Raw genomic sequence first — 23,878 nt, forward strand, 5'->3', positions numbered from 1 at the left:
CACAGCTCAAGAAGCAGGAGAACCACGTGGCCCGGCGACCACTCCCCCGCATCCCACTCGGCGGCGCCGACCGGATCGCCCGCAGTCGAGAGTTCGCGCGGACAGCCGCCGACAACGCCACCGACGTGCTCCACCCCCTCATCACGATCAGCCGTGGTCTGCGGCTGTTGGCCGTCGCCGGGCGGCGCAAGTGGGCCGGCACGCCCAAGGACCGGCGTGGTCCCACCCTGTTCCTGGCGGCGGCCTGCCTCCTCGTGGTGGTGCTCCTCCCGTACGGACTGCTGCTCGGTCTGATCACGGTGATGGGCGTGGCGGGGTGGACCGGGCGTCGGCGCACCCCGGTGAAGACGGGTCCGGACGAGGCGGAGCTGGGGCGCCTGAAGGCGCTCTACGAGGCGCTCGTGCCGTACTTCGCGGTCCCGGAGGATCCCAGCCCACTGTTCGCCCACGGCGGTGAGTGGTCGAAGGCCTTCGGCGACCACTCCTTCGACGACAGCGGCCGACTGACCAGGCTGAAGGTGCGCTACCCGGCCTACTTCCCCGATGGCGAACCGGCGGCGCGCGAGCGCATCGAGCAGCTGCTGCACGCCAAGTCGGGGCGGGGTCGCGAGTACCACTTCGCCTGGGACGAGGAGAACAACCACCTCGTGATGAGCGTGCTGCCACCCCTCCCCACCACCATCGCCGCCCAGGCCTTCGTCACCGCCCCGGGCGAGACGGTGCTGGGCTTCACCGACCCGGGCGCCGTGCCGCGGACGGTGCCGGTGCTGGACGCGGGTGCCGAACCCGGCGCCGACGGCGAAGGGCGCAGGGACGCACCGCCGGTGGTGTGGCGTACCGGCCCGCGCTCGACGGAACCCCACCTCCTGGCTGTCGGCCTGCCGGGCAGCGGCACATCCACCCTGCTGCGGTCCATCGCACTCCAGGCGCTGTCTTGCGGCGATGTGCTGATCGTCGACGGCAGCGGCACCGGCGAGTACACCTGCCTTGCCGGACGCAGGGGCGTGCTGGCCGTCGAATGCGGGCTGGCGGGCGCGCTGGCGAGTCTCGAGTGGGCCGCTCACGAGACGGAGCGCCGGCTCATCTCCGCGAACCGCGCCCGCCAGTCGGGGCACCCGGCCCCCGATGACACCCGCAGGCCGCTGTGGATCCTGGTCGACCGACCGGGCGCCTTCGGGCATCTCGCGGCGGCAGACGGGCGGCCGGACCCCCAGCTCCTCCTCGACGTGCCACTGCGGCACGGGCGGGCGGCTTCGGTGACGGTGGTGGTGGCCGAGCAGTGCGACGGCGGCCTCGGCGCCCTGTCGGAATCGGTGCTGGGTCACACCAGGGCCCGGGTGGCCCTGGGCCCCATGGCACCCGAACTGATCGAGTCCGTTCTGGGCGCTCCTCCGCACACGACGCCGACCGGCTCGGTTCCACCGGGTCGGGGCTACGCCCGGCTGGGCACGGGCGGAGTACTGCGCCTTCAGGTGCCGGCGACGCCGGATCCGTTCGACGAGTCCGCGGGAGAGGCGGAGCGGAACGCTGTGCGCGCGCTGCTGCCGGAGCGCGAGGACTCCGCGTCCGAGGTCCCCGAGCCCGCCGGGGTTGCCGTTCCGGCAGTGGAGACCGCGGACCGCTAGGGCGTGTTGCGAAAGTAGCTCCGTCCGCCCGCAGGGCGGGGCCTGCGGCGTCTGGTGCGTGCGATCGCAAGGCGGAGGATCACCCTCGTACTGGACGTACTTGGATGACTCCGACAACGCAGCGAGCGTGCGTGCGTGCCAGGCGTCGCGGGTCAGAAGGGACTTTCGCAACACGCCCTAGGTGTTCCGTCCCGGAGCGCGAGGAGTGGAGTCGGCCGGCGAAGAACGGTACCGGCGCCGCGCCCGCTGGACTCACCGCGCGACGACCGTCTCGATGGCCCGTCAGGCCACGAACGTCCTCGGCGTCTCCGTTCCGGTCGAGGCGCCTGTCGCGACCAGGCGGGCGGCTGCGGCCAGGCGGGCCGCAGCCTCGTCGGCCACGGGTCCCGCGACCGTGAAGGGGAGACGGACATAGCCCTCGAACGCGCCGTCGACGCCGAAGCGCGGACCTGAAGGCACTCGGATGCCCACGCGTTCACCCACCTCGGCGAGCCGTGAGCCGGACAGACCGCCCGCGCGCGCCCAGAGGGTCAGTCCGCCCCTGGGGACCTCGAACTCCCAGTCCGGCAGTTCCCGCCGTACCGCTTCGACCAGCGCGTCCCGGTTCTGCCTCGCCTGGGCCCGGCGGATCGCCACCGCCGACTCCCAGCCGCCGGTCCACATCAGCCAGTTGACCCCGAGCTGCTCCAGGACCGGGGTGCCGAGGTCGGCGTATGCGCGCGCCGCCACCAGCGAGCGGATGACCTCGGGGGCCGCCCTGACCCAGCCGATACGCATCCCCGCCCAGAAGGCCTTGCTGGCCGAGCCCACCGTGATCACCGTGGAGCCCGCCGCGTCGAAGGCGCAGACCGGCCTCGGCAGCTCGATCTCGGCGTCGAGGCGGAGCTCGGCCATGGTCTCGTCGACGACCAGCACCGTGCCCGCCGAGCGCGCCGCGTCCACGAGTCGGCGCCGCTGGTCCTCGTCGGCCAGGGCCCCCGTCGGGTTGTGGAAGTCGGCGACCACATAGGCGAGTCGCGGCGCCGCGTCCCGCAGCACCTGGCGCCAGCGGGCCATGTCCCAGCCCGCAAGACCTTCACCCATGGCGACCGGCACCAGGCGGGAACCCGCCTCGCGCATCAGCTGGAGGATGTTGGCGTAGGAAGGGGACTCGACGGCGACCCGCTCCCCACGGCCCGCGAACAGATGGCAGATCGCGTCCATGGCGCCCATCGCACCCGTGGTGACCATGATCTGCTCGGGCATCGTCGGGATACCGCGTGCGGTGTAGCGGTCCGCGATGGTCTGGCGCAGCACGGGCAGCCCCGCCGGGTAGTCGCCGTGGGTGTGCGCGTACGGCGGCAGTTCCTCCAGCGCCCCCTGGACGCTCCGGGTGAGCCAGGGCTCCGGGGCGGGCAGCGCGGCGCATCCCAGGTCGATCATCGACCCGAGCGCCTCGGGCGGCAGTGGCTCCAGGCCTCGTGCGGGCAGCGGGTTGCCCGCGGGAACGGCCGTCCAGCTGCCCGCGCCCCTGCGGGATTCGAGGAACCCCTGGGTCCGCAGCTCCTCGTACGCCGCCGCCACCGTGGTACGACTCACGGCGAGAGACAGCGCGAGCTCGCGTTCGGCGGGGAGCCGGGCCGCCACCGGCACCCGGCCTTCGAGGACCAGCAGCCGGATGCCGTCGGCGAGCGCGCGATACGCGGGGGGCTTGCGGGTGCCGGGTCCCGCCGGGCGCGACTGCTGTGCGTTGAGCTGGCGAGCGAGCTGCGCCACGCCGACTGCTGAAGTCCACTGCGCCATGGAAGTCAGTCCACCTTCCGTCGATTGGCCATGGATGGCCTGCGTTTCCCAGCCACAGAGTGTCATGGGTCAGTCCACTCACACCACCCAGGGGGAAGCGATGCAGACCAGCAGCACGAACACCGGAGGCCAAGCGCGCCCCGGAGGCCGGCGCGTTCCGCGACGGCTCCTCCAGCTCTACACCGGGCTCACGCTCTTCGGCGTGAGCTCCGCGCTCCTGGTCCGGAGCGGCTTGGGGCTGGAGCCCTGGGGTGTGCTGCACCAAGGCGTTGCGGAGCGGACGGGGTTGACCATCGGGGTCGTCTCGATCATCCTCGGGGCCGTTGTGCTGCTGCTGTGGATCCCGATGCGGCAGAAGCCCGGACTCGGCACGGTGTCCAACGTCTTCGTCGTCGGGATCGCCATGGACGCCACCCTGGCGGTCGTCCCCGACGCGCACGGGGTCGCGGTGCGGGTCCCGGTGATGGCCGTCGCGATCGTCCTGAACGGTGCGGCGACCGGGCTCTACATCTCCGCCCGCTTCGGGCCCGGGCCACGCGACGGGCTGATGACCGGTCTGCATCGGCTCACCGGCCGGTCGATCCGCCTCGTCCGCACGGCCATCGAGATCGCGGTCGTCGCCACCGGCTTCCTGCTCGGCGGCACTGTCGGCATCGGCACCCTGGCCTACGCCCTGGCCATCGGACCCCTCGCCCAGTTCTTCCTGCGGGTGTTCGCGGTACCGGTCGCGGGAGACGGCGGCCGGGCAGGCCGTGTAGTGGCCAAGACGACATCGGCGGACGTCGCTGAGCAGGTCATACTGCCCGGGTGACACGCGTACAGCAGCCCAGGCACCCGTATCTGGACCACCCGTCCCCCATTCCGTTCGCGCATCGCGGTGGAACCGCCGACGGGCTCGAGAACACCGCCGCCGCGTTCCGCCGGGCGGCCGCGACCGGCTACCGCTACTTCGAGACGGATGTGCACACGACCGTCGACGGCAGGCTGGTGGCCTTCCACGACGCGACGCTGGACCGCGTCACGGACGCCCGGGGCCGGATCGCGGAGCTGCCCTGGAGCGAGGTGAGCCGGGCCAGGGTCGCGAGCACGGAGCCGCTGCCGCTCTTCGAGGAGCTGCTGGACGAGTTCCCCGACGCCCGCTGGAACGTGGACATCAAAGCCGCGGGGGCCCTGGAACCGCTGGTCGGACTGATCCGCCGCAGGGACCTCTGGGGCCGGGTCTGCGTCGGTTCGTTCTCGGAGCGCCGCGTGGCACTGGCGTACCGGCTCGCCGGCCCGAAGCTCGCGACGTCGTTCGGGGTGCGAGGGGTGCTCGGCCTGCGGCTGCGCTCCCTGGGGATCCCGGCCGCGGTCCGTGCGGGCGCGGTCTGCGTCCAGGTGCCCGAAGTCCAGAGCGGCATAAGGATCGTGGACCGACGCTTCGTCGCGGAAGCCCACGCCCGCGGACTTCAGGTGCACGTCTGGACGGTCAACGAAGCCGACCGGATGGCCGCCCTTCTGGACACAGGAGTGGATGGCATCATGACCGACGATCTGGAGACCCTGCGTACGGTGCTCAGCGACCGAGGAGTCTGGCACTGAGCGGCCGTGGGCCGTGGCGCATCTCCATCGGCACAAGCATGGAGGCGCCCAGTGGCCCTTGAGACAGAGGACCCGACCGCCGGGAGAGGCAACGGCGACCGTCGGCGCGAGCAGCGCGGGTGGTACTTCTACGACTTCGCCTGCTCCGTCTATTCGACGAGCGTGGTGACGGTCTTCCTGGGCCCCTACCTCACGGCCGTGGCCAAGGCGGCGGCGGACGCGGACGGCCGTGTCCACCCGCTGGGCGTCCCGGTCCCGGCCGGGTCTCTCTTCGCCTACGCCATATCGGCTTCCGTGGTGATCTCGGTGCTGCTCATGCCGCTGGTCGGCGCGCTCGCCGACCGCACGGGACGCAAGAAGCCGCTGCTCGCCGCCTGCGCGTACATAGGCGCGACGGCCACGGCGGCGATGTTCTTCCTGGACGGCGACCGCTATCTCCTGGGCACCGTCCTGCTGATCGTGGCCAACTCCTCGCTGTCGGTCTCGATGGTGCTCTACAACGCCTATCTGCCGCAGATCGCCGAGCCGGATGAGCGTGACGCGGTGTCATCCCGCGGCTGGGCCTTCGGATACACGTCCGGTGCGCTCGTGCTGGTCGCCGACCTGGCTCTGTTCACGGGGCACGAGTCGTTCGGCCTCTCCGAGTCGGAGGCCGTTCGCGTCTGCCTCGCCACGGCGGGACTGTGGTGGGGCGCGTTCACCCTCATTCCGCTGCGCCGGCTGCGCGACCGGGCGCTGGCGCCGTCCGACGGGGAGGCCCCGGCCGAAGGCGCGGTGGGAGCCGGATGGCGGCAGCTGATCGCGACCCTGCGCGACATGCGCCGGCATCCGCTGACACTGGCCTTCCTGCTCGCGTACCTCCTCTACAACGACGGTGTGCAGACCGTGATCTCCCAGGCGTCGATCTACGGTTCCGAGGAACTGCGCCTGGACCAGACGACGCTGATCACGGCGGTACTGCTGGTGCAGGTGCTGGCGGTGGTCGGGGCACTGGGCATGGGGCGGCTCGCCGCCACGCACGGGGCCAAGCGCACCATCCTCGCCTCGCTGGTGGTCTGGGCACTGATCCTGGGGCTCGGCTACTTCCTGCCGGCGCGCACCCCCGGCTGGTTCTATGTGCTCGGGGCGGCGATCGGTTTGGTGCTCGGCGGCACACAGGCGCTGTCGCGCTCGCTGTTCTCGCACCTGGTGCCGCGCGGCAAGGAGGCCGAGTACTTCTCGGCGTACGAGATGAGCGACCGGGGGCTGAGCTGGCTGGGACCGCTGGTGTTCGGCCTGACGTTCCAGATGACGGGGAGCTACCGGGACTCGATCATCTCGTTGGTGATCTTCTTCGCGCTCGGATTCATCGTGCTCGCGCGAGTGCCGATGCGCCGCGCCGTGGCAGAAGCGGGGAACCCGGTTCCGAAGCGGATTTAGACGTTGAAGTGAAAGGCCGGTAGTGTACGCCTTTGGCCTGCCAGGCGGACCGTTACTGCGCGCTGAATTCCCCAGAACGCTGGGTGACACTTTCTGCCAGATGTGACAAACCGGGCACTGGTGGGTACAACAAGGGGCGGCACGACGGGCAACGACGCATGGACCGGAACGGACATGCGCGGGAATCTTTACCGCCGACCGGACGTTGACCGGATGACGACGACAGCGACACCTGTCCTGTGGGCGACAAGCCCGGGAGGCACGATTCATGAGTGAGCGAGCTCTTCGCGGCACGCGCCTCGTGGTGACCAGCTACGAGACCGACCGCGGCATCGATCTGGCCCCGCGCCAGGCGGTGGAGTACGCATGCCAGAACGGACATCGTTTCGAGATGCCGTTCTCGGTTGAGGCGGAGATTCCGCCGGAGTGGGAGTGCAAGGCGTGCGGCGCCCAGGCACTCCTGGTGGACGGGGAAGGCCCCGAAGAGAAGAAGGGCAAGCCCGCGCGTACACACTGGGACATGCTCATGGAGCGGCGTACGCGTGAGGAGCTGGAGGAGGTACTGGCCGAGCGGCTGGCCGTCCTGCGCTCCGGGGCCATGAACATCGCGGTGCACCCGCGTGACAGCCGGAAGTCCGCGTAAGGACCAGGCGCACGCGTCACGCATCACCACGTACGGGGCAGGTACGAACCGAAGCCGCGGGCTGCCGCACACGACATGTGTGCCGCAGCCCGCGGCTTTTTGTCCTGCACCTCCGGCTCGGCCCGGCGCGCTCGGGGTGCGGCGTCCGCTTACGACGGACGGCCGCACGTGTGACGGCACGCCCCGACGGCGGGGGTCACACCAGCGGCCTGAGTCTCGGAGCAGCGGCCTCCAGGGCTCCGGGTGGCTTTCGGCCACCCGGAGCCCTGGGGGCACATACGGCGCCTTACGGCGCCAACGGCGGGTGCTGGCCCGTGCCCGGCTGCGGCGGGGTGGGAGAGGCGTCCTCACGGACGACCTCGCCCTGGACGACCTTGCCGTCCGGCTGGTGGATACGGGCCTGCCTCAGCGCATCCTCGAGTGAACCGGGCGCGGCCTGCCGCATCCGGCGCTCCAGGGACTTCCCCGCGTAGCGCCCGACGCCCTGGCGTACCGGCGGCAGAAGCAGCAGCAGACCGGCCGCGTCGGAGATCAGCCCGGGTAGCATCAGCAGCAGTCCCCCCAGCATCAGCAGGCCATTGCCCTCGGTCTGCCGTTCGCCCGACGCCGCCGTCGGGGCCGCGCCGGGCTGCTGCTGGAAGGCCTGGGTGAGATTGCGGAAGGCCCGACGACCCGCCCTCTTGATCACCACGCCACCGAGCACCGCGCCCGCCACGAGGAGGGCGAACACGGTGAACCCGCCGGCCGCTCCGGCCACCAGCGTGAGCAGCCAGATCTCCAGCAGCAGCCAGGCTGCGACAGCGAGGGGCAGGAAGGTGCGGGCGCGGGAGCGCTGCGGGGCGGTCGGAGTGCGTACACCGGTCGTCATGCCCCCAGTGTGCCTGGCCGGCCGCTCGGACGGCGTAAGGAACGCAGCCGGTCAGGGAGCCGGCCGGGAGGGCTTCGCCGGGCGGCGGCCGATGAGGCGGTTCGCCCGGGCGCTCACACCCCAGGCGGTGACCCGCCAGAGCGCCTCGACGAGGATGTCCCGGCTCATCTTGGAGTCGCCGCGCTCGCGCTCGACGAAGGTGATCGGGACCTCCACCACATGGAATCCGGCGGCGACCGCGCGGCGCGCCAGGTCGACCTGGAAGCAGTAGCCGGCCGATGCGACGTCCTCCAGGCCGAGGCCCTCAAGAGTCTCCGTGCGAAAGGCGCGGAAGCCGCCGGTGACGTCGCGGATCGGGACGTCGAGCAGAACGCGCGAGTAGAGGCTGCCGCCGCGGGAGATGAACTCGCGGGACTTCGGCCAGTTGACGATCCGCCCGCCCGGCACCCAGCGGGAGCCCAGGACGAGATCGGCGCCCTTGAGCGCGGTGAGCAGCCGGGGCAGTTCCTCGGGCTGGTGGGACCCGTCGGCGTCCATCTCCACGAGGACTCCGTAGCCGTGCTCGATCCCCCAACGGAAGCCCGCGAGATAGGCGGCGCCGAGGCCCTCCTTGCCCTTGCGATGCAGGACGTGCACCTGGGCGTCCTCGCCGGAGAGCTCGTCGGCGATCTTTCCGGTCCCGTCAGGGCTGTTGTCGTCGGCGACCAGGATGTCCGCATCCGGCACCGCGGCACGCACCCTGGAGACGATCGGCTCGATGTTCTCGGCCTCGTTGTAGGTGGGGATGATCACCAAGGCTTTGCCGAGCGGGCCGTACCGCCTCTGACCACCGTCGTTCACTAATGCCCCTTTGACGTCACTACGCAGAGCCCCACCATAGCGACCACTGGCGACACAGCCACCTCGGCACGGGTCCGAAGGCCCCCACGGCGGGGCCGTGGGGGCCTTCGGACCACCGAGACGCACCGAAAAATCCGGCAGGGTCCGTCATGACCGATATGCGGACCACAGCACGGCAACCACCGCTGAAGGACAAGGGAGGACCCACCAGGGCACGGCACCCGACGGCTGAAAGACACAGCGCCTGCCACGGCGGACGGCAGCGGATCGGAACCCGGCGTCCTTCGGGCCGGCCTGGGACCCGCTGGCTGCGGGTCGCCCGAATGCCGTTGTCTACTGAACGCCGGGTCCCACCCGGATCGCACCTTCCCCCGAGCTCCTGCGGTACAGGCCGGACAGAGGAGACCCCAACCGGGCGCGGCCTCCCCTCGCCCCCGAGGCGCGGGCGCTGAACCTGGCTCCCAGTGGCGGCGTGCCGTTGCGGCGCACCACCCCCATGATCCAGCGGCGTTCGACGACTGCGTGGAAGTTCCGGCCGGTTGGACGTCCTGTGGTGGACTCGGCCGAACCTACCCGCCTCACTCCGCACTCTGTCAACAGGCGTGTCATCTGCGACGTTTGCTTGATTCCGCAGGTCAGGCGGGCAGACCCGCAGGTAGTGCCCGAGCCGCCCGGCCGATGGGTCGCAGTACGACTAATTCCGATCTCACTCGTTAGGCCGCACATGGATCGTCTGTCCGGATACCACCGTGCGCAGGCATACCGGGAGGTCCGTGCCGGGGGTGAGATCCGGCAGGCCAGGCGTACCGGAGCGAGGGTCGGTGGACCAACGGGCGACCCGGTCGTCGGGAGCCTGGACAACGAGTTCACCCGTGCGCCAGATCGCGTAGTCGGCGGGCGCGCCGGGCACGAGGATGCCCGCGTCGTCCCGCCCGATCGCCCGCCAGCCGCCCCGGGTGTGGGCGGTGAAGGCGGCTCGGACGGAGATCCGGTGCTCCGGGGTGCGGTGGAAGGCGGCAGCACGGACCGTCCCCCAGGGGTCGAGTGGAGTGACGGGGCTGTCCGAGCCGAAGGCCAGCGGCACCCCGGCGCGCAGCAGTGCGGCGTACGGGTTCAGGGCACGCGCCCGCTCCACGCCGAGACGCTGGGCGTACATGCCCGTGTCGCCTCCCCACGCCGCGTCGAAGGCAGGCTGGACGGAAGCCGTGAGACCGAGTTCGGCGAAGGCGGCGATGGTCTCGGGGTCGAGCATCTCAGCGTGCTCCACTCGGTGCCGGGCAGCACGCACCCGGGCGAGACCGAGCGCGTCGGCGGCGGCCCGGACGCCTTCGAGCACATTGCCGACGGCCCGGTCGCCGATCGCGTGGAATCCAGCCTGGATCCCGGCCTCGGTACACGCGCCGACATGGGCCGCGACGGCAGCCGCGTCGAGGTGGGCCACACCGGAGTGCGCCACGTCCGCGTATGCCTCGCGGAGGCAGGCCGTATGCGAACCGAGCGAGCCGTCGGCGAACAGGTCACCGGCCGCTCCCGCCGCTCCGAGCGCGCGGGCCCGCTCCACGTCCGTGTCCGCCCAGTAGCCGACGACCCGGGGGCCGTGCCCCTCGGCCGCCGTCTTCAGCAGGGCGGTGAAGTCGTCCTCGGACGAGATCTCCGGCCCCGCGCACTCATGGACGGTGCCGATGCCGAGCGAGGCTGCGTGCCGCAGCGCCAGACGCTGGGCCTCGGCGCGCTGCTCGGGGGACACGGCGGCGTAGGCGGCGGAACGCACCGCGTGGTGGGCGTCCCCGGTGAGCGGTTCGCCTTCGCGGAAACCGCTCATGGCGCGGATCCCGGGCACCGAGTCGAGAAGGGCGCTGGTGACCACTGCGGAATGGACGTCGATCCGGGTGAGGTAGAGCGGCCTGCCACCGGTGAGCTCGTCGAGCTCCGCCCGCCGGGGCGGGCGCTGCTCGGGCCAGCGCGCCGCGTCCCAGCCGTGTCCGATCAGGATGCGGTCGTCGGGACGCGCTGCGGCGTAGGCGCGGACGCGGTCGGCCGCGTCGGCGAGCGAGCGGGCGTGCGAGAGGTCGAGTCCGGAGAGTGCGAGACCGGTCGCGGTGGTGTGCACATGGGCGTCCACGAACGCCGGGGTGACCAGGGCGCCTTCCAGGTCCACGACCTCGTCCACGCCGGACGCGAAGGCGTCGGCCGCGCCTTCCGACCCCACCCAGGCGATATGGCCCCGCTCGACCACCATGGCCGTGGCGAACGGATCGGCGGGGCTGTGTACGTCTCCGCCGCGCAGCAGCACGGTGCGGTGTTCGCCCGGGGGCACGCTCTCACTCATGGGCACCAGCCTAGATTCGCGGCGGCCGTGCCTCGTACGGGGTGGACAGGACCACGGTGGTGCGTGTGGAGACACCTGCCAGTGAGCGGATCTGGCTGAGCAGTTCCTCCAGCTCGATCGGGCTTCCGACGCGGACCTTCAGGATGTAGTTCTCGTCCCCGGCCACGCTGTGGCACGCCTCGATCTCGGGCACGCAGGCGAGCCGGTCGGCGATGTCGTCCGGGGCGCTCGGATCGAACGGTTTCACCGAGATGAAGGCCGTCAGCGGCAGGCCGACCTCCTCCGGGTCCACGACAGCGGCGTATCCGCGGATGACACCGCGTTGTTCGAGTCTCCGCACGCGCTGGTGCACCGCCGATGTGGACAGGCCGGTGGCCTTGCCCAGGTCGGTGTAGCTCATGCGCCCGTCCTTGACGAGCAACTCGACGATCTGACGATCCAGCTCCTCCATGAGGATCAACCTATTGCCCCGGGCCACCCCGGGCACAGCGGGCTGCTTCGTATGGAGGCTCGGACAAGGGACGGGTGGAGGCTCGGACAAGGGACGGGAGGCGCGAGATGGAGCCCCGCAGGGACGCGCGACCCGCGGCATGTGACCAACACCACAAGGTCGTGGCCGTGTCCCTCGACGCCACGCGGTTATCCAGGCAGTCGCGAGGGAAGTGCTTGGTGTGGTCGAGGCCGCATATGCCTGGTCGGCCCACCCGAGGGGGAGATTCTCCATGCACAGTGTGAAGCGCACCGGACGTACCGAACCGGAGCCTCTTGATTCCACCGTCCCCGATGACGACATCGCGGACGACGAGCGGGGTGGCTACGACACCTTCGAGATGTACCGGGTGATCTGCCCGGACTGCGCCCAGCCGATCGCACTGCTCGCCGACGAGGTGGCCCTCCCCGAGCACGCCCTGTGCCCGACGCCGTGGAACCCCTTCGTGCTGTCCGTGTGCGCGGGCACGGGCCGGTCGGCCGCGGACGCAAGCCCCGCTGACGAATCGCTGGAAATCCAGGAACAGGACACCGCGCTGCTGCTGACGCTCCCCCAGGGCCTCGATTGGCGGACGCAGCCCTTCTCACACGTCGGCGGGCCGGGCTCGCACCCGATCAAGGCTCCTTCGATGCGCCGGGCCGCCTGATCGACCCGTACGTCCCCCTGCTCCTGCGCCACGGCGACGGGATCAGCGTCGGCCGCCCCCGCCCCGTGGCGGGGGACAGCACGAACTGGCTCTCGTATCGGCCGGACGGTGACCCCGCGGTGCCCGGTGGCGTTTTTCGGGCATGACCCCGTACCCGCAGCACACCACAGGCGGCACCGGCCGTCGGCGTCTGATGACACCGCACACGGAAGAATCGGTTCCGCGGTCGGTGGACCCGCCCATCTACCGTGACCTGATGCGCAATTGGGCACAGGCAGGGCGGACCCTGCCGGGCCGCCGCGACCAGGAATGGAACAGGCTGACTGCGGCCCCGGCATGGGCGCCGCGGACCGGATGGGTCAGCGGGACTCTGGCCCAGCGAGGTGACGGGCGATGACCATCCGCTGGATCTGGTTGGTGCCCTCGACGATCTGGAGCACCTTGGCCTCGCGCATCAGCCGCTCGGCCGGGAAGTCGGCGGTGTAGCCGTAGCCGCCCAGTATCTGCACCGCGTCGGTGGTCACCTGCATGGCCGCGTCCGTGCAGAACAGCTTGGCCATGGCCGCCTGCCGTGAGTACGGCTTGCCCGCGTCCCGAAGCCGGGCGGCGGACAGGTACAGCGAGCGGCCCGCCTCGACCTTGGTGGCCATGTCGGCGAGCATGAAGCGCAGGCCCTGGAAGTCCGCGATGGGGCGGCCGAACTGCTGCCGGCCCGCGGCGTACGTGAGGGCCTCGTCAAGCGCCGCCTGGGCCACGCCGATACCGCAGGCCGCGATGCCGAGACGCCCGGCGTCCAGCGCCGCCAGCGCGATCGCGAACCCCTGGCCCTCCTCACCGATACGGCGCGCGTCGGGGACGCGTACACCGTCGAAGTGGAGTTGCGCGGTCGGGGAGCCCTTCATGCCCATCTTCTTCTCGGGCGCGGCCGCGCTCAGCCCCTCGGCGTCTCCGGGCACGAGGTAGGCGGTGATCCCGCGCGGCCCTTCGCCTCCGGAGCGGGCGAGAAGGGTGTAGAAGTCGGCGACGCCGCCGTGTGTGATCCACGCCTTGGTGCCGTTGATGACCCAGTCGTCCCCGTCCCGCACTGCCTTGGTGCGCAACGAGGCGGCGTCCGAGCCGGACGACGGCTCGGAGAGGCAGTAGGCGCCGAGCAGCCCGCCGCCCAGCATCGCCGGCAGCTGGTCGGCCTGCTGTTCCTTCGTGCCGTAGTTGGCCAGGGCGTGGCAGGACAAGGAGTGCACGCTCACACCGAGCCCGACGGTGAGCCGGGCGGCGGCGAGCTCCTCCAGGACCTGGAGGTAGACCTCGTACGGCTGGTCACCGCCGCCGAACTCGGAGTCGTACGGCAGTCCGAGCAGTCCGGACTCGGAGAGCAGAGTGAAGACGTCCCGCGGGAAGACGCCCGCTTCCTCTTCCTCGGCCGCGCGGGGGGCGATCTCCCGCTGGACGAGCTCACGGACCAGGGCGATGAGATCCCTGGACTCCTCGGTGGGCAGTATCCGGTCCACCGGCTGCGGGGCGCGGTCGGGCATTGCGGCGCTCTCCTCCCTGTCGGGCGCTGCGGCGGTCGCCCGCGGGGTGTACGGGCGCCGCCGGATGTTTCACCTGATGCGCCGATGCTGCCCTCCCGGATCACGGAAGGGGCCGACCAGCGGCTGTGGCGGGTCGAGTATGCCCGATCGGAGGGCGTCCGTCACTCGCGGGCAGGCCGTCTGCCTGCGGCTGAGCGAAGTGGTGGAGCGTTCAGAGCAGCCCGGTCTGGGTGACGAACATGGCGATGACGACCACGAGGGTCCAGCCCAGGATGTGTTCGAGGATCTTGGGTCCGTTGTCCTCGGGGCCTCCGGTACGGGCACGGGTACCGGCTGCGGTGGTCGCGCTCATGGTGTCTCGCTCGGTCGTCGTCGCGGTCGTGGCGGTCCCCCCGGCTTCACCCGACCAGAGTGCCAGCCGGGCCGCCGGGGAGCAGTGACCGCTGTCACTGCCCCCGCTCGGGACAGGCCGCGTCAGTGGACCCCCAGTGCGGCGAGGGCTCCGCGCTGGGCCGAGGTCGGCGACTCGGGCCAGTAGAGGCAGCAGACGCCGCCCGTGCCGGAGACCACCTTCCCTGCGGCGTTGCGGCGCTTGGTGCGCAGCCAGATGTTCTCCCATTCGCGCCGCCGGTAGACCCTGCGGACTGCCGGGTTGCTGGGGGACGCGGGGTCGTTCGCGATCACATCGCCCGCGGCGGTGAAACCGATGACGGTCATCAGATGCCCGGCGGTGCCGTATCCGGCGCCGGTCAGCTCCCCCTTGAGGAACGACTGCGAGGTGATGGCCGGGATGCCCGCACGTACGAGGCTCTCCAGCTCGGTGAGCGACTGGAGGCGGGTGACCACTCCGTTCATGCCCCGATAAGTGGCGGCGTATGCGGCGTTGAAGGGCCAGTTGCCACAGCCCTCGTACTGGTGGTCGTAGGTGTGGCGAGCCGCGTGGCAGACCTGCGGGTCGGTGTAGGCGGGATCGACCCAGGCGAGGTCCTGCGCGGTGGGTCTCCGGCCCCAGTACTCGATGATCATCTGCGAGGAAGTGGGGCTGCACCAGGCCTCGCCGCCGTTGTCGTACTGGGGATACCGGCCGATGTGGATGTTCTGGGAGTAGCGCGGCACCTTCAACTCGCGCACGAGTCCGGGAGCGGACGCGGGCACGGTGAACCGGTCCGGGACGGCCGACGCCATCGCGCCGACCCGCCAGACGGTCGGGGTGCGGGTGGTACCCGGGGTACGGAAGACGGTGAGCCGCAGCCGGTAGGAGGCGATCCGCAGACCGCTCGCAGGGGCGTCCACGGAGAGGGTGTCGGTCGAGACGGAGGTCCTGCCGTCGCCCTGGCCGTCCACGGAGGTGCGGCGGATGTCGCCGTCGCCGGACGCCCAGCGCCCCATGACGTACCAGGGCATCGCGCCGCCGTCCGAATAGATGCCCGTCAGCTCCACCTGCATCCAGGTACCGGCCGGGGTGTGGGCGTTCCAGGAGACGACGATCTCGGTCGCCGGAGCGCCGGGGCGGTGCGAGGGCGAGGTCCAGCTCCCGCACTCCCAGGGGCTGGTGCGCCCGGTGTGCGGGTCACGGTAGGTCGTACGGCGTACGGACGAGCCGATGGCCACCCCGGGGCGGGTGCCGGTGACGAGGCGGACGCCCGCGGTGGCTCCCCTGGACCAGTCGCCCTGGGTCGCCCAGAAGTGGTTGTCCACCGTGCGGGCGGCGGCAGCGGCTCCCTGCGCGGCCGACGGGGCCGCCCCGCCCGCTCCGGCCGCGGCCGCGAGTGCGGCGGAAAGGACGGTTCTGCGCGAAGCGGTTCCGGTCATGGGATCTCCGTCTCGTGGGCAGGACAGCCGGGGTGGTCGGGATCCCACTATCCCCGGTATCCGGATGCTTCCGTCCGGGTGTGTCCGGGACGCGCACGACGCCACCCGAACGACGGGATGCGCGCCGGCGCAGTCCGGGAGGAGCCGAATGCCGGACGGACGCGGGCGCGCCGTAGGGTGGCTGCTGTGAACTCCGGCGTCCGTCTCGATTTCGGCCGTGCCGCAGCGGCACTGCGCGCTCTCGGACCGTCCTGCGGCCCGGTGAGGCTGGTCGCGGTCGACGGTCATGCCGGTTCGGGAAAGAGCACCTTCACCGCGCTCCTCGCCGAGGCACTCGGGGACGCGCCCGTGCTGCATCTCGACGACATCGCCACGCACGACGAACTCTTCGCCTGGACAGGCCGTTTGCAGACCCAGGTCATCGAGCCGCTGTCCCGGGGGCGGACCGCGCTCTACCGGCCCTACGACTGGGCTCCTCGCCGCTTCGCTCCCCCGTGTCCGCTCGACCCGGCTCCGGTCGTACTCATCGAGGGCGTCGGAGCTGGCCGGAAGGTGTTGCGTCCCCATCTCGCGCGGCTTTTCTGGATGGACCGGGGAGCAGAGGACTCCTGGGCACGCGGCCGCCACCGCGACGGTCCCGCACTCAGGGAGTTCTGGGACGCGTGGACCGTGGCGGAGACACGTCACTTCACCGATGACCCTTCGCGCCCCTTCGCCGACACTGTGGTGCGGGAGAGTTCCACGGGGTACACGTGGCTGCCGGGGCCAGGGACAACAGCGAACACGAGTCAATTCATCACGGAAAGTGATCGGCTTTCGCCGCCGTACTGAGCAGTCGGAAATCGACCGTTCGAGTGCCTCAACTCTGCTTGACCCAAGGGCCAGACAGGTCTTACGTTCTGAATGTGCGGCTTTTCGGAGTCGCCCGTACACGAAGCCCCCGGTTGTTCCCCCGTGATCGGGGGCTTCGTTCTGCCCACCTCTCCGCGCCCTCGCGCACCTTCCGAACCCCTGCAGTCACCCTGGGTCACCGCCCGGCCGTCGGCACAGCACCCTTATTCACCTGCGCCTGCGCAGGTACGATGCATCTCGGTGCGGTCAATTCCCGTCCGCGGCACGGTGGTTCAGCACGCTCCGACGGGCGCCCGCCCGGCGGGAGGTCACGGGGGCACATATGTGGGGGACCGGATGGACATCGCCACGCAGGGCTCGACTGCCCCGGCCGACCTCGCTTGGGTGCGCGGTGTGGACGCCTACACCATGGGCGCGTACCCGCAGGCGGAAGAGGAGTTCAGAGCAGCGGTCCGGCTCGACCCGGAAATGGCGGATGCCTGGCTCGGCCTGCACGCCTTACGCGTCGACACCACGACGGCGCTGCTGCGGATGTACCGCCATCGGGAGCGCTTCGGCGAGCAGCGTGCCCGGCACCGGCGCACCCTGAACTCCTGGTACTGGCTGGGCTGGTGGGTGCAGCCGGTGCTGGAGAGCCCGCGCGATCTGCTGCTTGCGCACGCCTCGCACTGGCTGGACGGCCGCCATGTCCCCGAGCTGGACCGGGCACTCGCGGGGCTGCCGCCCATCGACGCCGACCCCCAGGTGCGGTTCCTCCACGCCTGCCGCGCGTATCTCGTCAAGGACTGGGAGCAACTGGTCAGGCACACGGCACCGCTGGTCGACGACCCCCTGCTGGGCATCGAGGCGGGGCTTTTCGGGGGCATGGCGCGGGTGCGTCTGGAGATGTACGGGCAGGCCGAGCCGCTTCTGTCGGCGGCGCTGATGCGCTGCCGCAGCGAGCAGCCGCAGCGCAAGGAGCTGCGCTACTGGCTGGCCCGCGCCCACGAGGGCACCGGGCGGTCCGCCGCCGCGCTGCCGCTGTACCGGGCGGTGCACCGGGTCGATCCGGCCTTCATGGACACGTCGGCACGGCTGGCCGCCATCGCCGAATACGACGACGGCGGCGGATTCGACGGGTTGAACGGCTTCGAGGGACCGGGGGGATCCGCCGGGCTGGCCGCGGTGTCGCTCGCGGGTTCCGGCTACTGCCAGGACACGATCGACGGCGTACCTCCGGAACCGGAGGTTCCGCTCCCTCCCGAGACACGGTTCGGCGGGGAGCAGCAGCCTCAGCTCGGCGCACCGGCCCCGGCGGCACCCGTGCCCGGAGTACGGGAGAAGTCGGGTGTGCCCGCCCAGTCGGCACCGCCGTCGTACCCATCCGGTCCCACCGACCCGGTGCTGCTCGCCGAAGCACTGGCCGAACTGGAGCGGATGGTCGGGCTTGAGCCGGTGAAGCGGCAGGTGAAGGCGCTGTCCGCGCAGTTGGAGATGGCCCGGCTGCGGGCGGGGCAGGGGCTGCCGGTCCAGCCGCCCAAGCGCCACTTCGTCTTCTCCGGGCCGTCCGGAACCGGCAAGACCACCGTGGCGCGCATCCTGGGCCGGGTGTTCTACGCGCTGGGCCTGCTCGGCGGGGATCATCTGGTGGAGGCGCAGCGGTCCGACCTGGTCGGTGAGTTCCTCGGACAGACCGCGGTCAAGGCCAACGAGCTGATCGACTCGGCGCTCGGCGGGGTGCTGTTCGTGGACGAGGCGTACTCCCTCTCGAACAGCGGGTACAGCAAGGGGGACGCCTACGGCGACGAGGCGCTCCAGGTGCTGCTCAAGCGGGCCGAGGACAACCGCGACCACCTGGTGGTCATCCTGGCGGGGTATCCGGAGGGAATGGACCGGCTGCTCACCGCCAATCCCGGGCTGTCCTCGCGGTTCACCTCCCGCGTGGACTTCCCTTCGTACCGTCCGCTGGAGCTGACCGCGATCGGCGAGGTGCTCGCCGCCGCCAACGGGGACGGCTGGGACGAGGAGGCGCTCGACGAGCTGCGCTCCATCAGCGGTCATGTGGTCGATCAGGGCTGGATCGACGAGCTGGGCAACGGGCGATTTCTGCGCACCCTGTACGAGAAGAGCTGCGCGTACCGGGACCTGCGGCTCACCGGCTACCCGGGCACCCCGACCCGCGGCGATCTGGCGACGCTGCGGCTGCCCGATCTGATGCAGGCGTACGGGGAGGTGCTGTCGGGCCGGGGCCCTGCCGACCGCGGGCCGCAGGACGCTTCGGGGCTGTGAGCCCGGCGGGCGGACGATCCGCAGGGGACATCGGCCGCCGAAGGCCGGGGACATGCGGGAACCGGCACACGCCCGGTCGCCGTCCGGGCGGCCGAGCCCTCGATGAGACAGAGCCGGGGCGCCCGCTCCCGGCCCGGGGGATTGCCCCCGGGACCAGGAGCCGACTCCTCCGGCGATTGCACCGGCTCAGCGAGCCGGGGCCTCAGTGCCCACGGCCCCCAGCACGGCATCCACCGGGATCACCGGCCCGGCCTCCGCAGGCTGGGCAGCCAGGACCGTGCTCGTCACGGGGCGGCGCGGGGCAGGAGCGACCTGGTGCGCCGGGTCGCGTACCTCACCGACCAGCATCTCCAGCACGTCCTCGAGAGCCACCAGGCCCAGCACCCGGCCCGACCCGTCGGCCACCTGGGCCAGATGGGTGGCGGCACGGCGCATCACGGTCAGCGCGTCGTCCAGCGGAAGCTCCGTGCGGAGCGTGGCCATGGGGCGCCACACCCGCTGGGGCACGGCCCGCTCGCCGTCTTCGAGGTCGAGCACGTCCTTGACGTGCAGATATCCCATGAAGGGGCCGCTGCCCTCGCCCCTGACCGGGAAGCGCGAGTAGCCCGTGCGCACCGTCAGCTCCTCGATCTGACGGGGAGTCACCGAAGGTGGCACCGTCACCAGCGACGACCGGGCGATGAGGACGTCCGTCACCGGGCGGCTGCCCAGTTCGAGTGCGTCTTCGAGGCGCTCCTGCTCCTCCGGGTCGAGCAGACCGGCCTGGCCCGCGTCCTCGACCAGCTGCCCCAGCTGGTCGCTGGTGAAGACGGCTTCGACCTCGTCCTTCGGCTCGACCCGGAACAGCTTCAGCACGACGCGGGCACATGCCCCGAGCCCCACGGTCACCGGGCGGCACAGCCGGGCGAAACCGACGAGCGCCGGTGCGAGCCACAGCGCGGTCTTCTCCGGAGCCGCCATCGCCAGGTTCTTCGGGAGCATCTCGCCGATGACGAGGTGCAGGAAGACCACGACCGCCAGCGCGATCACATAGCCGAGCGGGTGGATCAGTGCTTCGGGTACATGCACGGCGTGGAAGACCGGCTCCAGCAGATGCGCCACGGTCGGCTCGGCCACCGCGCCCAGCGTCAGCGAGCAGACCGTGATGCCGAACTGCGCGGCGGCCATCATCTGAGGCAGGTTCTCCAGCCCGTGCAGTACCTGCCTGGCCCGTGCCGAACCCCCGCTCGCCAGCGGTTCGATCTGGCTGCGCCGCACCGACACCAGGGCGAATTCGGCGCCCACGAAGAAGCCGTTGGCCAGGACGAGGAGCAGGGCGAACAGCAGTTGGAGCAGGCTCATCGGACGCCCTCCATGACGTCCGGGACCTCGGTGGTGCGCACCAGCTTGACGCGCTCGGCGCGATAGCGGTCCACCTGCCGTACGGAGAGCTTCCAGCCCGGCAGCTCCGCTTTGTCGCCCGCGGCGGGGATTCGGCCGAGCAGGTCGGCGACCAGGCCGGCGACGGTCTCGTAGGGCCCGTCGGGTACATCGAGTCCTATCCGCCGCAGGGTGAGCACCCGGCAGCTGCCGTCCGCCTCCCAGGCGGGCCTGCCGTCCTCGGGCGCGACGGGGGCCAGCTCGGGCCGCCCGTCGGCCTCGTGGACGTCGTGTTCGTCGCGTACCTCGCCGACGATCTCCTCGACGATGTCCTCCAGGGTGACGACTCCGGCCGTGCCGCCGTACTCGTCGACGACGACGGCGATGGGCTGCTCGCTGCGCAGCCGCTCCAGCAGCTGGCGCACCGGCAGGGTCTCCGGGACGAGCAGGGGCGGCACCGCGATACGGCCGACCGGGGTGCGCAGCCGGGCGTGCGCCGGAACGGCGAGCGCGTTCTTCAGGTGCACCATGCCCACGATCTCGTCGATGCGGTCACGGTAGACGGGGAAGCGGGAGAGTCCTGTGGCCCGGGTGAGGTTGAGGACATCCGCCGCAGTCGCGTCGGACTGGAGGGCGCTCATCTTCACCCGCGGGGTCATGACGTTCTGGGCGGTCAGATGGCCCAGTGACAGGGTCCGTACGAACAGTTCGGCCGTGTCCTGCTCAAGCGCCCCGGCACGGGCCGAGTGATGGGCGAGGGATACCAGCTCGCCGGGAGTGCGGGCCGATGCCAGCTCATCGGCGGGTTCCACGCCGAGCATCCGCACCAGGCGGTTGGCGACGGCGTTGAGCAGGGCGATCACGGGTCGGAAGAGCGCGGAGAAACGGTGCTGCGGACCGGCCACGAACCGGGCGACCTGGAGCGGCCGGGACACCGCCCAGTTCTTGGGTACGAGTTCCCCGACCACCATCTGGACGGCGGAGGCGAGCAGCATGCCGATGACCACGGCGACCCCGGACACAGCCCCGTCGGGTATCCCCACCGCGGTCAGCGGCCCACTCAGCAGCTCGGCGAGCGCGGGCTCGGCGAGCATACCGACGACCAGGGAGGTGATGGTGATGCCGAGCTGGGTGCCGGAGAGCTGGAACGACAGCTCGCGCAGGGCTCGTACGACACCGCCGGCACGGCGGTCGCCTTCCGCCGCGGCGCGCTCCGCGTCGGCACGCTCGACCGTGACCAGGCCGAACTCGGCGGCCACGAAGAAGCCGTTCGCGAGGATCAGCACGAATGCCGCACAGAGCAGCAGTAGCGGGACGATCATGCCGCCGCCTCAGGTGAGGGGGCGGCGCAGGTACTACCGGACGATCCGTCCATTGCCGGAGGGAGTCACTCCTCGGGTCGTAGGTGCCTCACGGGCCACGGCGGCCGCGCGGGTACGAGGCGGAGGTGCACCCGGCACCTCCGCGTCAAGGGTAATCATGCCCCTGCCTCGCCGGGCAGGCCTCAGCCGTGCTCCGTATCGGTACCGCGCGCGTCGGTGAGTGCGCGCAGGGCCCGCGCGTCCCGGATGGCATGGTGCCGGGCGATTCCGGGCTGGATGCCGAGTACGGGCAGGCTGGTGCCGTCACTCAGGTCGAGGAACACCCAGGGGTCACCCGGACGGAGGTTGACCCGGAGGATCTCCGCCCAGTCGAGCCGTCGGCTGCGGGTGAGGTTCACCACGGTCACGCCCTGCTCGTCGGCGACGACTTTGGGGCGGCTGAGGAGGGCCAGCACCCCGAAGAACAGCAGCGCGATGAAGACGAAACTGATCCGCTCCCCCGTGCTGAGCCTCTCCAGGGCGAGGGCGACGGCCGTGATGACGGCGAACATCACCGCGCCCACGGTCAGCAGGACCGCCCTGGTGCGGGTGGGCCGGAAAGTGACCGGGAGTGTGGGAAGTTCCTGCTGGTCCACGGATGACGAGGAAGACGAAGACATCGGATTCCGCTGTGCTCTCTGCGCTGTGTGCTGTACGCGCTGTCCGCTGTGTGCTGTACGCGCTCAGAGGCGGCAGGCGTGGATCGCCGTGGTCAGGATCGCACGTGCACCCAGCGCGTACAGATCGTCCATGACGCGCTGTGCCTCCTTGGCGGGGACCATGGCGCGCACCGCGACCCAGCCCTCGTGGTGCAGCGGGGACACGGTCGGCGATTCCAGGCCCGGGGTGAGGGCGACCGCCTGCTCCAGGTGCTCGACCCGGCAGTCGTAGTCCATCATCACGTAGGAGCGGGCGACCAGGACCCCCTGGAGGCGGCGCAGGAACTGCTCGACCTTCGGGTCGCCGGCCTCCGCGCCGGTGCGGCGGATGACCACCGCCTCCGAGGTGAGAATGGGGTCACCGATCACGGCGAGTCCCGCGTTGCGCAGGCTGGTGCCGGTCTCCACCACGTCGGCGATGATCTGGGCGACGCCCAGCTCGATCGCGGTCTCGACGGCGCCGTCGAGGTGGACGACGGAGGCGTCGATGCCGTTGTCCGCGAGGTGCTTGGCCACGATGCCCTCGTACGAGGTGGCGATCGTCAGTCCGCCGAAGCCCTCGACGCCGCTCGCGGTGCCGGGCTTGGTGGCGTAGCGGAAGGTGGAGCGGGCGAATCCGAGCTGGAGGATCTCCTCGGCGCCGGCGCCCGAGTCGAGAAGCAGGTCGCGGCCTGTGATGCCGATGTCGAGACGGCCCGAGCTGACGTAGATCGCGATGTCGCGCGGGCGCAGGTAGAAGAACTCGACCTCGTTCTCCGGGTCGACCAGGACGAGTTCCTTGGAGTCTTTGCGCTGGAGGTAACCCGCCTCATGGAGCATCTCCCCCGCAGGTCCGGAGAGTGAACCCTTGTTGGGAACGGCGATGCGCAGCATGGGGCGGGCTTCCTTCGGTGCGTAGGAACGTGCGTGGTGCGTGTGTCGTGCCGTGGGTGCCGGCGGTGTTCGGATCGAGGCTGCTCAGAGGTGTGCGTAGACGTCGTCCAGGGAGATCCCGCGGGCAACCATCATCACCTGGACGTGGTACAGCAGCTGAGAGATCTCCTCGGCCGCCGCCTCCTTGCCCTCGTACTCGGCGGCCATCCAGACTTCGGCGGCCTCCTCGACGACCTTCTTGCCGATGGCATGGACGCCCTTGCCCACGAGCTCGGCGGTGCGGGAGGTGGCGGGATCGCCGTTGGCTGCCTTGTGCTGGAGCTCGGTGAAGAGCTCCTCGAACGTCTTCTTGGACATGGTGGTCCCACCCTACGCGGAAGTGGGTCCTCCTCAACGCCAGGGTTCAGATACTGAACGGAGGGTCGCCGCCGTGGCCACAGCGGCGGTCACCGCCTCGTGCCCCTTGTCCTCGTTGGAGCCATCCAGACCCGCGCGGTCGAGGGCCTGCGCCTCGGTGTCGCAGGTGAGCACACCGAACCCGACGGGGACGCCTGTGTCGATCGAGACCTGGGTGAGGCCGTGGGTGACGCCCTGGCACACGTACTCGAAGTGGGGCGTACCACCCCGGATGACGACCCCGAGAGCCACGATCGCGTCATAGCCGCGGCCCGCGAGCACCTTGGCGACGACCGGGAGTTCGAAGCTGCCGGGGACCCGCAGCAAGGTCGGCTCGTCGATGCCGAGCTCGTGCAACGCGCGCAGGGCGCCGTCGACGAGGCCGTCCATGATCTTCTCGTGCCACTGGGCCGCGATCACGGCCACGCGGAGGTCTCCGCAGTTGCGTACGGACAGTTCGGGTGCGCCCTTGCCGCTCACGTTTCTCCTTGGATCTCAGGTGGTGCCGTTGATGCTGTCGGTTCTTGGGGGTGTCGGCTGATG

General features: G+C 70.9%; 22 protein-coding genes. 8 read left to right on the forward strand and 14 right to left on the reverse strand.

Annotated elements, in window-relative coordinates; genetic code table 11:
* Positions 1-26: 26 nt before the first annotated feature.
* Positions 27-1,625, forward strand: coding sequence for a hypothetical protein (locus V1460_RS22255; RefSeq protein WP_338675386.1), 1,599 nt, complete (start codon positions 27-29; stop codon positions 1,623-1,625).
* 282 nt (positions 1,626-1,907) lie between these two features.
* Here V1460_RS22255 and V1460_RS22260 read toward each other — a convergent pair whose 3' ends face one another.
* Entirely contained in the window at positions 1,908-3,407 is a 1,500-nt protein-coding gene (locus tag V1460_RS22260; protein ID WP_338675387.1) for a PLP-dependent aminotransferase family protein, read from the reverse strand.
* A gap of 100 nt (positions 3,408-3,507) precedes the next feature.
* Here V1460_RS22260 and V1460_RS22265 point away from each other — a divergent pair, with 100 nt between their 5' ends.
* The 4 genes from V1460_RS22265 to V1460_RS22280 all read left to right on the forward strand — a co-directional run bounded on the left by V1460_RS22265 (position 3,508) and on the right by V1460_RS22280 (position 7,050).
* Positions 3,508-4,218, forward strand: a complete 711-nt coding sequence (locus V1460_RS22265) for a hypothetical protein (RefSeq protein WP_338675388.1) — start codon at positions 3,508-3,510, stop codon at positions 4,216-4,218.
* Entirely contained in the window at positions 4,215-4,988 is a 774-nt protein-coding gene (locus tag V1460_RS22270) for a glycerophosphodiester phosphodiesterase (RefSeq protein ID WP_338675389.1), read from the forward strand. Before V1460_RS22265 ends, V1460_RS22270 begins: the two co-directional genes overlap by 4 nt.
* Positions 4,989-5,039: 51 nt before the next feature.
* Complete coding sequence (locus tag V1460_RS22275) at positions 5,040-6,407, forward strand: MFS transporter (RefSeq protein ID WP_338675390.1); 1,368 nt, start codon at positions 5,040-5,042, stop codon at positions 6,405-6,407.
* 268 nt (positions 6,408-6,675) lie between these two features.
* Complete coding sequence (locus V1460_RS22280; protein WP_030757047.1) at positions 6,676-7,050, forward strand: RNA polymerase-binding protein RbpA; 375 nt, start codon at positions 6,676-6,678, stop codon at positions 7,048-7,050.
* Positions 7,051-7,336: 286 nt separating this feature from the next.
* Here the strand turns inward: V1460_RS22280 and fxsA are convergent, their stop codons facing one another.
* The 4 genes from fxsA to V1460_RS22300 all read right to left on the reverse strand — a co-directional run bounded on the left by fxsA (position 7,337) and on the right by V1460_RS22300 (position 11,538).
* On the reverse strand, positions 7,337-7,918 hold the full coding sequence (gene fxsA / locus V1460_RS22285) for an FxsA family membrane protein (protein ID WP_338675391.1): 582 nt from the start codon (positions 7,916-7,918) through the stop codon (positions 7,337-7,339).
* Positions 7,919-7,969: 51 nt separating this feature from the next.
* Complete coding sequence (locus tag V1460_RS22290) at positions 7,970-8,758, reverse strand: polyprenol monophosphomannose synthase (protein ID WP_338675392.1); 789 nt, start codon at positions 8,756-8,758, stop codon at positions 7,970-7,972.
* A gap of 706 nt (positions 8,759-9,464) precedes the next feature.
* Positions 9,465-11,087, reverse strand: coding sequence for an amidohydrolase (locus tag V1460_RS22295; RefSeq protein WP_338675393.1), 1,623 nt, complete (start codon positions 11,085-11,087; stop codon positions 9,465-9,467).
* Positions 11,088-11,097: 10 nt separating this feature from the next.
* Positions 11,098-11,538 carry an Lrp/AsnC family transcriptional regulator gene (locus tag V1460_RS22300; protein ID WP_338675394.1) on the reverse strand — a complete coding sequence of 147 codons (441 nt, stop codon included), beginning with the start codon at positions 11,536-11,538 and terminating at the stop codon, positions 11,098-11,100.
* A 271-nt stretch (positions 11,539-11,809) separates the two neighbouring features.
* Here V1460_RS22300 and V1460_RS22305 point away from each other — a divergent pair, with 271 nt between their 5' ends.
* Positions 11,810-12,223, forward strand: coding sequence for a hypothetical protein (locus V1460_RS22305; RefSeq protein WP_338675395.1), 414 nt, complete (start codon positions 11,810-11,812; stop codon positions 12,221-12,223).
* A 359-nt stretch (positions 12,224-12,582) separates the two neighbouring features.
* On the opposite strand, the gene V1460_RS22310 is transcribed toward V1460_RS22305, so the two are convergent.
* The 3 genes from V1460_RS22310 to V1460_RS22320 form a co-directional block, all read right to left on the reverse strand.
* Entirely contained in the window at positions 12,583-13,755 is a 1,173-nt protein-coding gene (locus V1460_RS22310) for an acyl-CoA dehydrogenase family protein (RefSeq protein ID WP_338675396.1), read from the reverse strand.
* Positions 13,756-13,966: 211 nt separating this feature from the next.
* Complete coding sequence (locus V1460_RS22315) at positions 13,967-14,107, reverse strand: SCO1431 family membrane protein (RefSeq protein WP_338675397.1); 141 nt, start codon at positions 14,105-14,107, stop codon at positions 13,967-13,969.
* A 122-nt stretch (positions 14,108-14,229) separates the two neighbouring features.
* Positions 14,230-15,567, reverse strand: coding sequence for a peptidase C39 family protein (locus tag V1460_RS22320; RefSeq protein WP_338675398.1), 1,338 nt, complete (start codon positions 15,565-15,567; stop codon positions 14,230-14,232).
* Between the two features lie 186 nt (positions 15,568-15,753).
* Here V1460_RS22320 and V1460_RS22325 point away from each other — a divergent pair, with 186 nt between their 5' ends.
* Entirely contained in the window at positions 15,754-16,398 is a 645-nt protein-coding gene (locus V1460_RS22325) for a hypothetical protein (RefSeq protein WP_338675399.1), read from the forward strand.
* A gap of 357 nt (positions 16,399-16,755) precedes the next feature.
* Positions 16,756-18,687, forward strand: coding sequence for an AAA family ATPase (locus V1460_RS22330; RefSeq protein WP_338675400.1), 1,932 nt, complete (start codon positions 16,756-16,758; stop codon positions 18,685-18,687).
* A gap of 186 nt (positions 18,688-18,873) precedes the next feature.
* Here the strand turns inward: V1460_RS22330 and V1460_RS22335 are convergent, their stop codons facing one another.
* From V1460_RS22335 to ribH, 6 genes are all read right to left on the reverse strand, one after another.
* Complete coding sequence (locus V1460_RS22335; protein WP_338675401.1) at positions 18,874-20,028, reverse strand: hemolysin family protein; 1,155 nt, start codon at positions 20,026-20,028, stop codon at positions 18,874-18,876.
* Entirely contained in the window at positions 20,025-21,368 is a 1,344-nt protein-coding gene (locus tag V1460_RS22340) for a hemolysin family protein (RefSeq protein WP_338675402.1), read from the reverse strand. The genes V1460_RS22335 and V1460_RS22340 overlap by 4 nt, the downstream gene beginning before the upstream one ends.
* A gap of 182 nt (positions 21,369-21,550) precedes the next feature.
* Positions 21,551-22,027, reverse strand: a complete 477-nt coding sequence (locus V1460_RS22345) for a PH domain-containing protein (protein WP_338675403.1) — start codon at positions 22,025-22,027, stop codon at positions 21,551-21,553.
* 63 nt (positions 22,028-22,090) lie between these two features.
* Positions 22,091-22,939 (reverse strand): ATP phosphoribosyltransferase, encoded by an 849-nt coding sequence (hisG, locus tag V1460_RS22350; protein WP_338675404.1) that lies wholly within the window; start codon positions 22,937-22,939, stop codon positions 22,091-22,093.
* 84 nt (positions 22,940-23,023) lie between these two features.
* Complete coding sequence (locus tag V1460_RS22355; RefSeq protein WP_031486114.1) at positions 23,024-23,296, reverse strand: phosphoribosyl-ATP diphosphatase; 273 nt, start codon at positions 23,294-23,296, stop codon at positions 23,024-23,026.
* A gap of 33 nt (positions 23,297-23,329) precedes the next feature.
* Positions 23,330-23,815 (reverse strand): 6,7-dimethyl-8-ribityllumazine synthase, encoded by a 486-nt coding sequence (gene ribH, locus V1460_RS22360; protein WP_338675405.1) that lies wholly within the window; start codon positions 23,813-23,815, stop codon positions 23,330-23,332.
* Between the last annotated feature and the right edge of the window lie 63 nt (positions 23,816-23,878).

This window comes from Streptomyces sp. SCSIO 30461, from assembly GCF_037023745.1.
GTDB lineage: Bacteria > Actinomycetota > Actinomycetes > Streptomycetales > Streptomycetaceae > Streptomyces.

Coding starts and splice junctions, on each gene's coding strand:
- V1460_RS22280 (WP_030757047.1), top strand. CDS start 6,676: ATGAGTGAGCGAGCTCTTCGCGGCACGCGCCTCGTGGTGACCAGCTAC.
- V1460_RS22315 (WP_338675397.1), bottom strand. CDS start 14,107: ATGAGCGCGACCACCGCAGCCGGTACCCGTGCCCGTACCGGAGGCCCC.
- fxsA (WP_338675391.1), bottom strand. CDS start 7,918: ATGACGACCGGTGTACGCACTCCGACCGCCCCGCAGCGCTCCCGCGCC.
- V1460_RS22295 (WP_338675393.1), bottom strand. CDS start 11,087: ATGAGTGAGAGCGTGCCCCCGGGCGAACACCGCACCGTGCTGCTGCGC.
- V1460_RS22345 (WP_338675403.1), bottom strand. CDS start 22,027: ATGTCTTCGTCTTCCTCGTCATCCGTGGACCAGCAGGAACTTCCCACA.
- V1460_RS22340 (WP_338675402.1), bottom strand. CDS start 21,368: ATGATCGTCCCGCTACTGCTGCTCTGTGCGGCATTCGTGCTGATCCTC.
- V1460_RS22305 (WP_338675395.1), top strand. CDS start 11,810: ATGCACAGTGTGAAGCGCACCGGACGTACCGAACCGGAGCCTCTTGAT.
- V1460_RS22355 (WP_031486114.1), bottom strand. CDS start 23,296: ATGTCCAAGAAGACGTTCGAGGAGCTCTTCACCGAGCTCCAGCACAAG.
- V1460_RS22300 (WP_338675394.1), bottom strand. CDS start 11,538: ATGGAGGAGCTGGATCGTCAGATCGTCGAGTTGCTCGTCAAGGACGGG.
- V1460_RS22260 (WP_338675387.1), bottom strand. CDS start 3,407: ATGGCGCAGTGGACTTCAGCAGTCGGCGTGGCGCAGCTCGCTCGCCAG.
- hisG (WP_338675404.1), bottom strand. CDS start 22,939: ATGCTGCGCATCGCCGTTCCCAACAAGGGTTCACTCTCCGGACCTGCG.
- V1460_RS22320 (WP_338675398.1), bottom strand. CDS start 15,567: ATGACCGGAACCGCTTCGCGCAGAACCGTCCTTTCCGCCGCACTCGCG.
- V1460_RS22330 (WP_338675400.1), top strand. CDS start 16,756: ATGGACATCGCCACGCAGGGCTCGACTGCCCCGGCCGACCTCGCTTGG.
- V1460_RS22265 (WP_338675388.1), top strand. CDS start 3,508: ATGCAGACCAGCAGCACGAACACCGGAGGCCAAGCGCGCCCCGGAGGC.
- V1460_RS22335 (WP_338675401.1), bottom strand. CDS start 20,028: ATGAGCCTGCTCCAACTGCTGTTCGCCCTGCTCCTCGTCCTGGCCAAC.
- V1460_RS22310 (WP_338675396.1), bottom strand. CDS start 13,755: ATGCCCGACCGCGCCCCGCAGCCGGTGGACCGGATACTGCCCACCGAG.